Annotated in this window: 14 protein-coding genes; 6 read left to right on the forward strand and 8 right to left on the reverse strand. The window is 54.6% G+C overall.

Annotated features, from left to right (window positions below; translation table 11 throughout):
* Positions 1-66: 66 nt before the first annotated feature.
* The 7 genes from MOST_RS07765 to MOST_RS07795 form a co-directional block, all read right to left on the reverse strand.
* Positions 67-804, reverse strand: coding sequence for a GltB/FmdC/FwdC-like GXGXG domain-containing protein (locus MOST_RS07765; RefSeq protein WP_054936812.1), 738 nt, complete (start codon positions 802-804; stop codon positions 67-69).
* Between the two features lie 15 nt (positions 805-819).
* Positions 820-2,052 carry an NAD(P)/FAD-dependent oxidoreductase gene (locus MOST_RS07770; RefSeq protein WP_054936813.1) on the reverse strand — a complete coding sequence of 411 codons (1,233 nt, stop codon included), beginning with the start codon at positions 2,050-2,052 and terminating at the stop codon, positions 820-822.
* On the reverse strand, positions 2,049-2,504 hold the full coding sequence (locus MOST_RS07775; RefSeq protein WP_054936814.1) for a 4Fe-4S dicluster domain-containing protein: 456 nt from the start codon (positions 2,502-2,504) through the stop codon (positions 2,049-2,051). Before MOST_RS07775 ends, MOST_RS07770 begins: the two co-directional genes overlap by 4 nt.
* Before the next feature lie 17 nt (positions 2,505-2,521).
* A complete protein-coding gene (locus MOST_RS07780) occupies positions 2,522-4,030 on the reverse strand; it encodes a glutamate synthase-related protein (protein WP_054936815.1) in 1,509 nt (502 codons plus the stop codon).
* On the reverse strand, positions 4,012-5,118 hold the full coding sequence (locus tag MOST_RS07785; protein WP_054936816.1) for a class II glutamine amidotransferase: 1,107 nt from the start codon (positions 5,116-5,118) through the stop codon (positions 4,012-4,014). The genes MOST_RS07780 and MOST_RS07785 overlap by 19 nt, the downstream gene beginning before the upstream one ends.
* Before the next feature lie 22 nt (positions 5,119-5,140).
* On the reverse strand, positions 5,141-6,475 hold the full coding sequence (glnA, locus tag MOST_RS07790; protein WP_054936817.1) for a type I glutamate--ammonia ligase: 1,335 nt from the start codon (positions 6,473-6,475) through the stop codon (positions 5,141-5,143).
* 118 nt (positions 6,476-6,593) lie between these two features.
* On the reverse strand, positions 6,594-7,202 hold the full coding sequence (locus MOST_RS07795; protein ID WP_054936818.1) for an ANTAR domain-containing response regulator: 609 nt from the start codon (positions 7,200-7,202) through the stop codon (positions 6,594-6,596).
* A gap of 256 nt (positions 7,203-7,458) precedes the next feature.
* Between MOST_RS07795 and MOST_RS07800 the strand changes: the two genes are divergently transcribed.
* The 6 genes from MOST_RS07800 to MOST_RS07830 all read left to right on the forward strand — a co-directional run bounded on the left by MOST_RS07800 (position 7,459) and on the right by MOST_RS07830 (position 13,001).
* On the forward strand, positions 7,459-8,601 hold the full coding sequence (locus tag MOST_RS07800; protein WP_054936819.1) for a PRK06851 family protein: 1,143 nt from the start codon (positions 7,459-7,461) through the stop codon (positions 8,599-8,601).
* Positions 8,602-8,753: 152 nt separating this feature from the next.
* A complete protein-coding gene (locus tag MOST_RS07810) occupies positions 8,754-9,824 on the forward strand; it encodes a glycosyltransferase family 4 protein (RefSeq protein WP_485889821.1) in 1,071 nt (356 codons plus the stop codon).
* A gap of 21 nt (positions 9,825-9,845) precedes the next feature.
* Positions 9,846-10,547 (forward strand): glycosyltransferase, encoded by a 702-nt coding sequence (locus MOST_RS07815; protein ID WP_054936822.1) that lies wholly within the window; start codon positions 9,846-9,848, stop codon positions 10,545-10,547.
* Positions 10,548-10,667: 120 nt separating this feature from the next.
* Entirely contained in the window at positions 10,668-11,129 is a 462-nt protein-coding gene (locus tag MOST_RS07820) for a hypothetical protein (RefSeq protein WP_054936823.1), read from the forward strand.
* A 65-nt stretch (positions 11,130-11,194) separates the two neighbouring features.
* Positions 11,195-12,313 (forward strand): glycosyltransferase family 4 protein, encoded by a 1,119-nt coding sequence (locus MOST_RS07825; RefSeq protein WP_054936824.1) that lies wholly within the window; start codon positions 11,195-11,197, stop codon positions 12,311-12,313.
* 37 nt (positions 12,314-12,350) lie between these two features.
* Complete coding sequence (locus tag MOST_RS07830; protein ID WP_054936825.1) at positions 12,351-13,001, forward strand: hypothetical protein; 651 nt, start codon at positions 12,351-12,353, stop codon at positions 12,999-13,001.
* Positions 13,002-13,051: 50 nt separating this feature from the next.
* Here MOST_RS07830 and glnA (MOST_RS07835) read toward each other — a convergent pair whose 3' ends face one another.
* Positions 13,052-14,386, reverse strand: a complete 1,335-nt coding sequence (gene glnA, locus MOST_RS07835) for a type I glutamate--ammonia ligase (protein ID WP_054936826.1) — start codon at positions 14,384-14,386, stop codon at positions 13,052-13,054.
* Between the last annotated feature and the right edge of the window lie 58 nt (positions 14,387-14,444).

Genomic DNA, 14,444 nt, shown 5'->3' on the forward strand with positions numbered 1-14,444 from the left:
AGTCATCCTCATAGGCCGCCAAAAAATCCTCTCTGGAAATACCAGCTAGGGTGCCAATAGTTCAACTCAATAAGCATACAACGTACCATATGGCCGTTTATTGTAAGGTATCAACTTGGTAAAGGGACGGGCCAGGATCTTTTCGGCCTCCAGGTCAAAGTAACGGGCAAAATCGCCCACAATTTCCCGCAGGCGCTTCTGGTCGGCGGCTGTAGGTGGTACTGCTTTAACTTCTTTACCCAGGTAGAAGGAATCTACCTGGCCGCGGATAAAGATCTCGCCGCCGTGCATCCCGGTGCCTACAAAATTACCCACCATGGCTTCCCCGGGTTGCAAATCCAGGCCCAGCAGGACCAGGGTGCCGCCGGCCATGTACTCGCCGAAAAAGTCCCCGGCCTTGCCGCCGATGACAATCAGGGGGTTTTTATCCCGGAAGGCCTTCATGTGGATACCCACCCGGTAGCCGACACTGCCGCGGATAAAGATGCGGCCGCCGCGCATGGAGTAACCGGTAATATCTGTGGCGTTACCGTGGATAATTACCGTGCCGTCGTTCATGGTGTTGCCCACGCCGTCCTGGGCATTACCAAAAACCTCTATTTCCAGCCCGTCCATCAGGGCCGCCAGGTTGTTGCCCGGCACGCCATAAATCTCCAGCCGGGCCCGGCCCTGGACGCCGGCACCAATGTAACGCTGACCATTTACATTTTTTAAAACCAGTTCCCGGCAGCCGTTATCCAGGATGGTCCTGATAGACTCATTCAGGGCTTGATAAGACAGGCCCCAGGCATTTAAAGTTTCCATAAAATCCCCTTCACCTCACACTGCCAGCTGTTGCTGCCAGATGGTTTCTGGTAAACTCAAGAGACCAAAATCTGGCCGCAGCAATTCATCTTTAAAGGACGTGACCTCAATGCCTTCCTCGAGCAACTGGCGGTAGATGCCGGCCCGGTCGAATTTATTAATCAGCAGCCCGCCTACTAGGCGGTTATCCTTTAAAACCAGCTTGCGGTAGATCAGGGTGGCAGGGTCTACTTCCGTCAGGAGTTCATATTCCTCACCGGTGGCCGCACTGTTACCCATGCTGATAATGTGCAGGCCCAGGAAACCAAGGGCGTTATAGGGCGGTAAGGGTTGATAGATCTCCCCTGCTCCGGCCATATTGCGCCCGGCTATTTTCCCCTGGATGGCCGCATGGGGCAGCAGGGGCGGGTTGCCATCCACCACATCCCCGGCAGCGTAAACGCCGGGTAGGCCGGTGCTCAAGTCCGATCCCACAACGACGCCGCGGTTAATGGTCACCCCGGGTAAACCCTCGAGAAGCTCGACATTGGGCCGCACGCCAATAGCAATCACCAGGATGTCAGCCTTGAGTTCCCGGCCGGATTTAAGCTCCATGAGGAGGCGTCCATCATCCTCCTGGCGGATACTGGTCAGGGTATCGTTTAAATAAAGGTTGACACCCTTATCCTGCAGGAAGCCGGCTATTAAAGCTCCAGCTTCCGGGTCCAGGGCCGGAGCCCAGATGCGGTCGGCCAGTTCAACCAGCGTTACTTTGACGCCCCGCTGCACCAGGCTCTCCATTGCCTTCAGACCCGTCGGCCCAGCCCCCAGGATAACAGCTTCCCGCCCGGGGATGGCAAAAGCCTCCAGGCGGCGAACGTCGTCATAGTTTATAAAGGTAAAATAGTTGGCCGGTGTTAACCCCGCGATGGGCGGCACAAAGGGCCGGCCCCCGGTGGCGAGGAGCAAACGGTCGTAGGGGAGCTTCTCACCGTTATCCAGGTAGACCTGGCAGGCTTCCGGGTCCAGTTTTACGGCCCGGCGTCCCAGGAGGACGTGGACGTTATTTTGAGCATAAAACTCTTGCGGCCGGTAGGGCATATCCTGTTCCTGGACCCGCTTTTCCAGCCAGTAGGAAATAAGGGGCCGGCCATAGGCATAATAGTTTTCCGCCGAGACGATGGTAATGGAGCCTTCCCGGTCATACTCCCGGATTCCTACCACGGCGTTGACGGCAGCTACGGAATTGCCGATAAGGACGTAGTTCATGCCCCTGCCCTCCTTTCCTCAAAAACAAGTGCCCGGTTGGGACAACCGGCCACGCAGGCCGGCTCATCAGCCTCCCGGCAGAGGTCGCATTTCAAAGGCACCGGGCGGCCATTTTTCTCCCCGGGCCGGATGGCGCCATAGGGACAGCTGGCCACACAGGTCCAGCAACCCACGCATTTATCTTCCTGGCAATAGACAATCCCAGTCTCCGGATCTTTGACCATGGCCCCGGAGATGCAGCCGGCCACACAGCGGGGGTCATCGCAGTGACGACACTGGACGGCTACCGAGAGGGGCAAACGCTCTTCGACAAAAACCCGCGCCGCACCCCTTAAATTCTCGCGCTTGTAAGCGCGGAAAAGGTCGCGGCTGCGGGAATGGGCCACAATGCAGTTCACTTCGCAGAGGTGACAGTTCATACAGTAGGCCGGCCGGGCGTATACTTTTTTCACTGGTGTTCCCTCCCCTGCTACATTGCTTCGCCGGCGTGCTTGACACCCAGGAGCTTCAGTTCCACTTCGTTTAAGCCTACGCCCCGCAGGTGCAGGCGGTTGCCGCGCAGGCTTTCAATGGAGTTGATGCCCATGCCGCCCAGCATTTCTTTTATCTCGTGGGACCATCCCCGCAGCAGGTTGTAGAGGCGTTCGGCGCCGATTTCCGGGTTCAGGCGCCGGCTGCGGTAGGGATCCTGGGTGGCGATGCCCCAGCTGCACTTGCCGGTATAGCATTTCTGGCAGAGGTGGCAGCCCAGGGCAATCAAGGCGGCGGTGGCGATGTAGACCGCATCGGCACCCAGGGCTATGGCTTTCACCACATCGGCGCTGCTGCGGAAGCCCCCGGCAGCCACCAGGGATACCCGGTTGCGGATGCCTTCCTCGCGCAAGCGCTGGTCCACGGCGGCAATGGCCAGCTCGATGGGAATACCCACATGGTCGCGGATCATGGTAGGAGCTGCGCCAGTGCCGCCGCGAAAACCGTCAATGGCGATGATATCGGCCCCAGCCCGGGCAATGCCGCTGGCAATGGCCGCCACGTTATGGACGGCCGAAATTTTGACGGAGACCGGTTTCTGGTAACGGGTTGCTTCTTTTAAAGTAAAGATTAATTGCTTCAAGTCTTCAATGGAGTAGATATCATGATGGGGAGCCGGTGACAGGGCGTCGGTACCCTCAGGTATCATCCGCGTCTCTGCCACAGGCGCGGTAATCTTTTCCCCCGGCAGGTGGCCGCCGATGCCCGGCTTGGCACCCTGGCCGATTTTAATTTCGATCACGCGCCCGGCATTCAGGTAACCGGCGTGGACGCCGAAGCGTCCTGAGGCGACCTGGACTACGGCGTGATCGGCATACTCGTAGAGATCCTCGGGCAGGCCGCCTTCGCCGGTATTGAACAGGGTGCCGAATGCTTTTGCCGCCCGGGCCAGGGATTCAAAGGCCTCATGGCTGATGGACCCGTAGGACATGGCGGAAAACATGATGGGGGTCTCTATGGGCACCAGGGGGGTCCTGGTTTTATCCTTGCTTTCCTCCCTGCTTACCGGCTCGGCACGGCTGCCCAGGTAAGTCCGCAGTTCCATGGGTTCCCTTAAGGGATCAATGGAAGGATTGGTCACCTGGCTGGCGTTAAGGAGCAGCCGGTCGAAATAAGGGGGGAAGGGCTGGTCGTTCCCCATGCCGGTGAGGAGCACCCCGCCAGTTTCCGCCTGCTTGACAATGTTGCGCAGGTGGCCCTCCCTCCAGTGGGCATTGGGCCGCATGGGCGGCGGGTTTTTATAAATAGTCAGCGCCCCGGCCGGGCAGATGCTGACGCAACGCTGGCAATTGACGCAGTTGGCATCAATGGCATAGAGACGGTCGTCTTCCGCATCATACTGCTGGGCGTCAAAGCCGCACTGGCGCACGCAGGCCAGGCATTTAATGCATTTGTTATCATCGCGGACGACACTAAATTCAGGTGGCATCAGGCTGAAAGTCGGCATTGGGCTTCCTCCTCCAGGCGGCCGATGACCGGCTCGCCGCCCTGCGGGTACCAGACCCTTTCCACGTCAGGGCAAATTTCCCGGATGGCTGCTTCTTCACTGGCTACATACAGGGTAGCACCTTTAGAACCGGCCACCAGAGGACGCAGCTTGATGCGGTCATTCAGGGCCATGATGCCGCCGCTGAAGCCGACAATGATGGAAAAGGGTCCGTTCATCAGGAGGCTCCCGTAAACTACCCGCAGGCGGGTATAAAGGTCGCGTTCCGCTGCCGGCAGGCGGTCAATTTCCTGCCAGAAGGGGGCCGCCAGGACCCTGGCCGCCAGTTCCAGGGGCAGTTTATGGCGCCGGACCAGTAAATCTATGGCATAGGCCACTACTTCGGTATCTGTCTGCAGGGTCATTTTATAACCGTACATTTCTAAAAAGCGCCGGTTGGCCCCGTAGGAAGATATCTCGCCATTATGAACTACCGACCAGTCCAGCAGGGTAAAGGGATGGGCGCCTCCCCACCAGCCGGGTGTGTTGGTGGGAAAGCGGCCGTGGGCAATCCAGCTGTAGGCCTGGTACTCGTCCAGGCGGAAAAACTCGCCAATATCTTCCGGGTAACCCACTCCTTTAAATGCTCCCATATTTTTACCGCTGGAAACGACATAGGCGCCGTTGACACTATCATTGATGCGCATGACCAGCCTGGTCATGAAGTCGGCCTCTGTCTCCTGGGATTCTTCAATTTTCGACAGCCTCGGGGTTACAAAATAGCGCCATAGTAAGGGCGCTTTGCCAATGGACCGGACATGACGGGTGGGGATACGGTCTTCGGCTTCAATATAAAAATTATCCTTAATCAACTCTTCCACCTGGTTGCGGCTCAGCTTATCCTCAAAGAGCAGGTGCAGGGCATAATAATCTTGATATTCCGGGTAGATGCCATAGGCGGCGAAGCCGCCGCCCAGGCCGTTGGACCGCTCCTGCATCAGGGCGATAGACTGGATGATGGCGCTGCCGTCAACCCGGCGGCCGTCTTTATTGATAAAGCCGCTGATGGCGCATCCCGAAGGTATCCGGTATTCTCCCTCCCTGAGCATCGTTGCTCACTCCCTCCCTCTATTAAAACTTGGTCAAATACTGGTCGATTTCCCACTGGTGCACCCTGGTACGGTACTGTTCACATTCGAGTTTCTGGGCCAGGGTCAGGCGCTCATAGATGTGGGGACCCAGGGCTTCCTTGATAACCTCATCTGCGGCCAGGGCTTCCAGGGCTTCATCCAGGCTCCCCGGCAGGACGCCGATGCCTTCCGCCTGGAGTTCGGCCGGGGTCATGGCAAAGATATTTTTATCCGTCGGCGGCGGCGGGGTCATGCCTTTTTTAATTCCATCCAGCCCGGCCTTCAGCAGTACAGCCAGGGCCAGGTATGGGTTGCAGGAAGGATCCGGGTGCCGCACTTCAATGCGGGTGGAAGAGCCCCGTTTGGCCGGTACCCGGATTAAGGGACTGCGGTTACGTGGCGACCAGGCGATATAGACTGGCGCTTCGTAACCTGGTACCAGGCGTTTATAAGAATTGACCGTCGGGTTGGTTACAGCTGCCAGGGCCCGGGCATGAGTCATGACGCCAGCGATAAACTGGTAGGCAGTCTGGCTTAGACCCAGCTTGTCGCTGGGGTCGTAAAAGGCGTTCTGTCCGTCTTTAGACAAGGAAATATTAACGTGCATACCCGAACCGTTAATGCCGTAAATGGGCTTGGGCATAAAGGTGGCATGGAGGCCGTGACGCTGGGCAATGGTCCGCACTACAAATTTAAACGTGGCAATGCGGTCAGCCGTGGTCAGGGCCTCGGCATATTTAAAGTCAATCTCATGCTGGCCGGGAGCCACCTCGTGATGGGAGGCTTCGATTTCAAAGCCCATTTGCTCCAGGGTCAGGACCATGTCCCGGCGGGCGTCCTCCCCCAGGTCCACCGGGGTAAGATCAAAGTAACCGGCCCGGTCGTGGGTTTCCAGGGTCGGCCGGCCGGAAGCGTCGGTATGGAAAAGGAAGAATTCGGCTTCCGGCCCGGCGTTCATGGTAAAGCCCATGGCGGCTGCTTCGGCCATAACCTTCTTCAGGGTACAGCGAGGACAACCGGCAAAGGGCGTGCCATCGGGGTTATATACGTCGCAAATGAGGCGGGCTACCGTCCCCTCATGGGGCCGCCAGGGAAAAACTACAAAGGTGTCTGGGTCGGGGCGCAGGTACATATCCGACTCCTCAATGCGCACAAAGCCTTCAATGGAAGAGCCGTCAAACATGAGTTCATTATTGAGGGCCTTGGGTAACTGGTCCACCGGAATGGCTACATTTTTCAATACCCCAAAAATATCGGTAAACTGGAGGCGAACAAATTTTACCCCCCATTCCTCGGCCCGGTTTAGGACAGCCGCCCGTTTTTCCTTTTCATCCATCAGCATAAACCTCCTGCTAAATTTATAGAAACTGTCTACGCCAGTTTCTTTATAAAAAGCGTCCTGTAAGAAAAGGGCATAAAAACCCTCTCCTTCAGGACGCCGTTGCCCTAAAGGGTTAGTCCGTCTTTTTGGCCTTATTGCTGCCACCCTGGAGTTCATGGGCGACAATAATGGCTTCGGCAATGCTTTTCATGGGGACACAACGGTCCATACTCTGGCGCTGCATGCGCCGGTAGGCCTCGGCTTCCGTTAACCCCATGGTATCCATGAGAATGCCCTTGGCCCGCTCAATTATTTTCCGGGCGGCCAGGGTCTCCTTCAGCTTGCTGATTTCCTGCTGCAGGCGGCTTATTTTCTGGTAATTGGCCAGGGCTGCTTCTACCGCCGGCAACAGGGTGCTTTCCTGGATCGGTTTAATTAAATAAGCAAAGATCGGAAAATCGCGCGTACGGGTAAGAAGATTGCGATGCCAGGAAGAAGCCAGGAGGATAATCGGTGCTACCCCATCTTCCTCGATAATCCTGGCTACTTCCAGGGCATTGGTACCCTGGAGTTCGCTATCTAGAATTATCAGGCTGGGCTGCAGGGTGCGGATCATCCGCAGGGCCTGGCTGCCGTCCGGGGCTTCCCCGGCAATCAAGTAACCTTCCCGCACCAGCATGTACTTCAAGTTTTGCCGGGTAGATGGGTCGGAACTGGCAATAAAAATTTTGGGCTGCTGCATAAAATTTAATCATTGCCCCCTCGCGCTACACCATTGTAGCTGCTTCAAGGACCCCTTTGCCCTGCGAAATGCTTTTTCATTTTGTATGGCACAATTATAAAGGAAAAACACCAAATTGACAATAGGCAAAACTGATGTATCCAGTATTTCAAAAATTATTTTCGCATAGTGAAAATCATGTTCTTCTTGGACCAGGCAAGTTTTGTGCCTGGGAGCATAAGATTTAAGTAAGTTAATTTTACAGGGAGGTTAAAACATGGGCCAGGGAAAGTTAAGAAGGGTTTTTCCCGGCGGGAATACCTGTGAGGGTTTTTATTCCTTTTATGATTACATTATCGAACCCGATGCCACCCGGATCTTCGTCGTTAAAGGCGGCCCGGGAGTGGGCAAGTCCACCTTCATGCGCAAAATCGGCGAAACTATGCTGGCTAAAGGTTATGATGTGGAATTTCACTGCTGCTCCTCCGATAACAATTCCCTGGATGCCGTGGTCATTCCCGCCATCAAAGTAGCTCTAATCGATGGTACGGCTCCCCATATAGTTGATCCTAAGAACCCCGGTGCTGTAGATGAGATTATTCACCTGGGAGACTACTGGGATGAAAGCAAGATGCGGGCCCATAAAGAGGAAATCCTCAAGGCCAACGCCCGGGTCGGGCGCTTGTTCCGCATAGCCTACAGTGCCCTCCGGGAAGCCAAGGTTATCCGCGATGAGTGGGAAAGCTATATTTCAGAGTGCATGATTGAAAGCCAGGTTAACAGGGCTGTGGCTAACTTGCTCCACACTATTTTCAGCGGTGTAGCACCACGCTATGACCGGCCGGCCAAAGTTCGCCATCTCTTTGCCACTGCTATTACCCCTGATGGCATCATTACCGGCCATGTGGAATCCCTACTCCAGGATGTGCAACAACTTTATACCATCTCCGGCGAACCTGGTTCCGGCGTACCCCAGGTGCTGGCCCGGATCGCTGACCTGGCCCACGAAAAAGGATTGCACACGGAGATTTACCATTGTCCCTTCAATCCCCGGAATATTGACCTGGTAATTATACCGGAAATAAAAGCAGCAGCCATGAACGTCCAGCCGCCCCACACTTACGATCCCTTCTGCCTACCGGAACTCACGGCCATGAAACTTAACCTGTCGGCCTATATCGACCGGGATAAGCTGGGAACTTACGCCCACGAGATCAGCAGCGCCGCCTACCGCTATCAGGCCTGCCTGGACCGGGCCGTGGCCTACATCCGTCAGGCCAAATTAACCCATGATTACATGGAAACCTTCTATATACCGGCCATGAATTTTGAGGCCATTAACGCCAGGCGCCAGGAGGTGCTGCAGCGGATTTTGAACTATGCTGCTGAATTTCCTGAAACCCTGATTAAAGCAAGTTAAAGCTTTAAACCCTTCCTAATCTGCAGTATTAGGAAGGGTTTTTGGTAACTATCCGTGGAACAAAAGCATAAGTTAACATGAGTACAAGAGATGGAAAAGAAACGGGGTGATACTCCCTGGACCGGCAAATAGCCATTTTTACACCCAACCTGCTGGCCTGGAATGGTCAAGAACCGGTAATCGGGGGCCTGGAAAGATACCTCCACGCCCTGGCAGAACTCCTGACAGAGATGGGTTATGAAGTTTCCTTCCATCAGAACGCCCACCGGGATTTTCAAACTACTTTCCGCGGCTGGCCGGTATATGGCTACCAGGCCGATCAGCACCATTTGCACTTAACTGTTAAACGAATGGAGGAGACTGTCCGCGGGAGGGTGCTTTATTCCTCTATTCTCCAGCAAGTCTATTACCGACCCCGTTCTATTTGCATCTCCCATGGCGTCTGGTGGGAACTACCAGGTTACAGTCCGGCCCACGCCCGGGCTGCCTATGAAAACTATGTCGCTGCAGCCCTTATTCAGGCCACTTTAATAATATCTTGCGACTACAACTTTCTTAACGTTGCTCGGGCCATCTACCCTAATCTGGCCGACCAGAAGGTCCGGGTAATCCCAAACTTTGTCGATTTAAAGCAATTTTATCCCCGCGAAAAAGAACAACAGCCCAGGGTACGCGTCTTGTACCCGCGCCGGCTGGCCCCGGAACGGGGCTTTGACCTGTTGAAAGAGGTTATCCCTCCTTTACTGGCTGAGTACCCCGACCTTGAGTTTCTCTTTGCCATTGATACAAATACCCCCAGGTACCTGCAGTTTTTTCATGCCTGGCGGCAAAAAGAGGCCCATAACGGGCGTATCCTTTACTGTCATCCAGACTTTAACGCTATGCCGGAGGTTTATGCCGCTGCCGATATAGTTGTTATTCCCAGTATTTATTCGGAGGGTACCAGCTTTTCATGCCTGGAGGCCATGGCTATGGGTAAGGCTGTTATTGCCACCAATGTTGGCGGACTCACCAACCTGATTATCGATGGCTATAATGGCCTGTTAATCCATCCATCCAGGGAATACCTGACCCAAGCCCTGCGCTTTTTAATTGATCACCCCCGGGAGCGCCTGCGCCTCGGCGCCAATGCCGCTGCTACCGCCCGGGCCTTTGACCGTCGCCTCTGGGAAGCCCGCTGGCGACAGTATATCAGCAGGGTTTATCCTTTGGATAAGCAGTAGTTCGGAGGGAAAGCAAGTTCTATGCCCAAGGTTACGGCCATGATGATCGTCCGTAATGAAGCCAACCGTTATTTGGAGCGCTGCCTTAAAGCTTTGACTAACTATGTTGATGAGCTGGTCATCCTGGACGATGCCTCTACGGATGCTACTCCTGAGATCTGTTTGAGTTTCCCCATGGTTAAACTTTATTGCCGCGATACCTCCTTATTTCTTAAGGATGAAGCCCGGTTGCGCCACGAACTCTGGCACTATACCGTAGCTACCAACCCCGAATGGATACTGGCCCTTGATGCCGATGAATTCCTGGAGACCAGGGTAGAACGGGAACTCCCTTATTTGCTAAAACAGGATCTCTTTCCAGCTATTAGCTTCCGCCTTTTTGATTGCTGGGGCAGTGAAGACTACTACCGCGTCGACGGCCTCTGGAATCCCTGGCTGCGTGGTTTTTCTATCTACCTCGTCAAGTACCAGCCCTGGCTGGATGCCGCCTGGCCCTTACAAAAATTTCACTGCGGCCGCCTGCCTCTAGCCTACCGCCACCTGCCCCACCTGGAAAGCGATCTGAGGATCAAACACCTCGGCTGGGCCAACCCGGCTGATATCCGGGCTAAATACGAGCGCGCCGTTAGCCAGGATCCGACCTTTAATTATATGCCCCGGGAACATTATGAAAGCATCCTCTGGCCAGCGGATAAAATTCAGCTCGAAAAATGGCAGGACTAGATAACTTCTCCGAGCTAAGATGCATATAGTAATACTAATCCAGAAAAAGGAAAGACCCTCTTTGCCAATACCCAAAAGGCATAGGGGGAAAGAGAAAAGGTTGTAAAAGGAGTGATCTGCATGGCTCTAACCGCCAGTGCCACTGTTACTGGCAGTACGGCAGGAACTGCCGATGTAGCTCTAACCTTAAGCCCGACCACGGCCCTTTTTTCCCCGGCCAACCTGGTTCCCGGCCAGTCTGTCGGGTCGCCCCAGCTGCAAGTGTCAAATACCGGTACTGTAGACGAGTATTACTTTATCTTTGCTGACTGGAAGGAAGTAAGCCCTACTACTCCCCGCGAGGCCCAGTTACTTGCCGACCGCTTAAACATTTATATCGAAGCCAGCCCAGCAACAGTGCTCTATAATGGCACTCTTTCCGGTCTATACAACCAGCCTTCTAGTGGCCGCCTGCTGGTTTCGCCTTATGATGACCTGCTGACCTTCGTCGTCAGCCTGCCCAGTACTGCTGGTACCATAGCCCAGAACCTGGACTTGAGCGTCGATCTGGTCTTTACGGCCCAGGCTTCCCCCCTCGCTTAAAGCATAGCCCGGCCCCGGCCGGGCTTAACTTTGTAGAGCTGATTGCAAGAAGGTGATAAAGAGATATGACGACTAAAAAGGTAGCTTTATTAACGACTAACTTTTTTCACCCTACTAACGAAAGAATTATTATGGGCGGTGCGGAGCGTTACCAGGTTGACCTCTGCCGCCTGCTCCGCGATTTAGGTTTTTATGTTGAGGTCTGGCAGATAGGCAGCGGTTGGACCCGGGAATTCGATGGCGTGCGTATCCGCAGCATCCCGGTTTCTAAAAGCGAATACCATACCTTTCCCGATCTCAGTACAGCCTTTTATGAGAATTCCATGGCCTTTGATTACGCCATTTATTTCATCCTTACCCTGGCTTACCCCATAGCCCGAGAAAAAAGCATTGCCATTAGCCACGGGATCTTTTGGGATTGGCCGGGTTTCGACCTCATGGCCGGACGCCTGGAGGAACGTCAGGAATGGTTAAGGCGGCTTGGTATTGCCCTAACAGGGCCACAAAAATTAATCTCTGTAGATACCAACACCATTAACTTCTTCAATGCTACCCTACCCGGCTTTTATCACAAATGGGAGTACATCCCTAATTATGTTGATACCGACCTTTTTCACCCACCTGAGGAGGAAAAAAATAGCACGGATACCATCCGTGTCCTCTTCCCCCGCCGGCTGGTTCCCGTTCGCGGGATTAATGAAACAATGCGGGCAGCAGAAAAATTGACGTCTCGCTATCCCCGGATTGAATTTCATTTTTGTGGACGCGGCCATGATGACAACGCCGAAAGGCTCATGTCCCAGTGGATTGCTACCCAGGAACGTTGTTTTTACTACTGGAAGCCCCTGGAGATGATGCCCGAGGTTTACCGCCAGGCGGATATTGTCATCATCCCTTCACGCTCTACCGAAGGCACGAGTCTGGCCGCCCTGGAGGCCATGGCCAGCGGCCGGCCGGTAATTGCCGGCCTGGCAGGTGGCTTAAGCGACATTGTTTTGCACGGCTACAATGGTTATCTAATTAAACCGACTGTGGAAAATCTGGTGGCGGCCATCGAAGATTTGGCCCGGGATAAAGCTAAAAGGCAGATCATGGGCCAGAGGGCTCGGGAAGTGGCTATGACTTTCAACCGTAAGATATGGGCTGAGCGTTGGGCCAGGGTCCTGGAAACAGTCTTTCGCTAATTGTTTGGTTTTGGACTCACCGGGTGGGTGAAGGTATGTGCCCTTTACAGCTCCTACTGTGGCCAATAAAGGTAACCTCTTCCATGTCGGTCCCAGTCCGATTATCCTGGTAACGGTGCAAGAATGGGTGGTCTTTAATATCGTGCAATCTACTTTGCTGTTAATTCCAACCTGGGGAATACAGCCAGTAAGTCCGCCTGCAAATGCGCTTGCTGCCCATGCCAGCCGGCCTTTATTACATGAGGAACTACAGCCGCGACATATTGAATTAATCACTGCGGAAAGGGTGCTGGATTCGGTTTACCTGGCCACGGAAAACTTATTCCAGTGGTATTATAGTTCCTCCTCACCTACTCCAGGCGTGCCGGTTAAAGTTATTGCCTGCTGTGCTAAAAATATTACCGCCAGGCAGCAACTGGTGCCCATTCCCCCCGGCAGCCATGCCCTGGCGAGGGCTTTCTACAATTATGAAATTCTTGTGACCTATGCCGATGCTGCCGGCCACACCGCTACCATTACCCTGATGTCCGGGCCCCGCTGGCAGCGGGCCTTTGTTTCCCCCGGACCGGGCCGCCTGGAGGTACAGGTCAAGGTTGCCTGTTCACGTATTGAGATTACTACTCCCCCTCCCCCGGAACCCGGGCCGGCCTCGCCGTATAAGCCGGTCCGGGTATGGGTTTGTGTGTAACAACCCGGGCGTGTCCCTGGTCGGGAAATTGGTGGCACCTGATGCTGCTTTCAAAACATGGTCAAGTATTGCTCTACTTCCCACCGGTGGACCTGGACGCGGTACTCGTCCCATTCCTTTTCTTTGGCTTCGACAAAGCGTTCATAGATATGGTCGCCCAGGGCTTCTCTGATTACTTTATCACGGGAAAGCTCGTCCAGGGCTTCCTTGAGGTCCCCCGGCAGGCTGCCGATACCCAGGTCGCGGCGTTCGGCTGCCGTCATTTCGTAGATATTGCGTTCTACAGGTGCAGGGGGCTGGATCTGCTTCTTTATCCCGTCCAGGCCGGCTTTGAGCATGACGGCCAGGGCCAGGTAAGGATTGCAGGCCGGGTCGGGGTTGCGCAATTCTATTCTAGTTGAGGCCCCGCGCTTGGCTGGCACGCGAATCAAGGGGCTGCGATTGCGGGGGGACCAGGCGATATAGACCGGGGCCTCAAAACCTGGTACCAGGCGTTTGTAGGAATTGACCGTCGGGTTGGTAACAGCTGCCATGGCCCGGGCATGGTGCATCAGGCCGCCGATATAGTAATAGGCTGTCTGGCTTAGCTGTAAGGGATCTCCCGGATCATAAAAGGCGTTCTGCCCGTCTTTGAACAGGGACTGGTGGGTATGCATGCCCGAACCGTTAATGCCGGCTATCGGTTTGGGCATAAAGGTGGCATGAAGGCCATGGCGCTGGGCGATGGTGCGGACAACGAATTTAAAGGTGGCGATTTTATCGGCCGTGGCCAGGGCGTTATCGTATTTGAAGTCAATCTCATGCTGGCCCGGGGCAACCTCATGATGGGAAGCCTCGATTTCAAAGCCCATGGCTTCCAGGGCCAGGACCATATCCCGGCGGGCGTCTTCGCCCAGGTCAACCGGTGACAGGTCAAAGTAACCGGCCTGGTCATGGGTTTCCAGGGTGGGCTTACGGCCATCGGTATGGAAGAGGAAGAATTCCGCCTCGGGGCCGGCATACATGGTATAGCCCATGGCTTCCGCCTCAGCCAGGACTTTTTTCAGCGCTCCCCGGGGACAGCCAGCAAAGGGGGTGCCGTCAGGGTTATAAACATCGCAGATTAACCTGGCTACCGCCCCGTCGGCCGGCCGCCAGGGAAAGATGGCAAAGGTAGAGGGGTCGGGTCGCAGGTACATATCGGATTCTTCGATGCGGACGAAACCGTGGATGGAAGAGCCGTCAAACATTAATTCGCCGTCAAGGGCTTTCTCTAATTCCTTGGTAGTAATGGCAACATTCTTTAAAACCCCGAAGATGTCGGTAAACTGCAGGCGGATAAAACGGACGTTAAGTTCCTTTACCCGCTGGAGAATATCCTCCCCGGTTAGTTTTTCATTTACCATCGAAAATCCTCCAGTTAAAATTTTTCCCCAAAAGCATAAAGCCCTCTTAAGCTACTAC

The sequence above is a fragment of the Neomoorella stamsii genome (assembly GCF_002995805.1).
GTDB lineage: Bacteria > Bacillota > DSM-521 > Neomoorellales > Neomoorellaceae > Neomoorella > Neomoorella stamsii.

Coding starts and splice junctions, on each gene's coding strand:
- glnA (WP_054936817.1), bottom strand. CDS start 6,475: ATGGATGAAAAGGAAAAACGGGCGGCTGTCCTAAACCGGGCCGAGGAA.
- MOST_RS07765 (WP_054936812.1), bottom strand. CDS start 804: ATGGAAACTTTAAATGCCTGGGGCCTGTCTTATCAAGCCCTGAATGAG.
- glnA (WP_054936826.1), bottom strand. CDS start 14,386: ATGGTAAATGAAAAACTAACCGGGGAGGATATTCTCCAGCGGGTAAAG.
- MOST_RS07770 (WP_054936813.1), bottom strand. CDS start 2,052: ATGAACTACGTCCTTATCGGCAATTCCGTAGCTGCCGTCAACGCCGTG.
- MOST_RS07800 (WP_054936819.1), top strand. CDS start 7,459: ATGGGCCAGGGAAAGTTAAGAAGGGTTTTTCCCGGCGGGAATACCTGT.
- MOST_RS07780 (WP_054936815.1), bottom strand. CDS start 4,030: ATGCCGACTTTCAGCCTGATGCCACCTGAATTTAGTGTCGTCCGCGAT.
- MOST_RS07825 (WP_054936824.1), top strand. CDS start 11,195: ATGACGACTAAAAAGGTAGCTTTATTAACGACTAACTTTTTTCACCCT.
- MOST_RS07785 (WP_054936816.1), bottom strand. CDS start 5,118: ATGCTCAGGGAGGGAGAATACCGGATACCTTCGGGATGCGCCATCAGC.
- MOST_RS07815 (WP_054936822.1), top strand. CDS start 9,846: ATGCCCAAGGTTACGGCCATGATGATCGTCCGTAATGAAGCCAACCGT.
- MOST_RS07795 (WP_054936818.1), bottom strand. CDS start 7,202: ATGCAGCAGCCCAAAATTTTTATTGCCAGTTCCGACCCATCTACCCGG.
- MOST_RS07820 (WP_054936823.1), top strand. CDS start 10,668: ATGGCTCTAACCGCCAGTGCCACTGTTACTGGCAGTACGGCAGGAACT.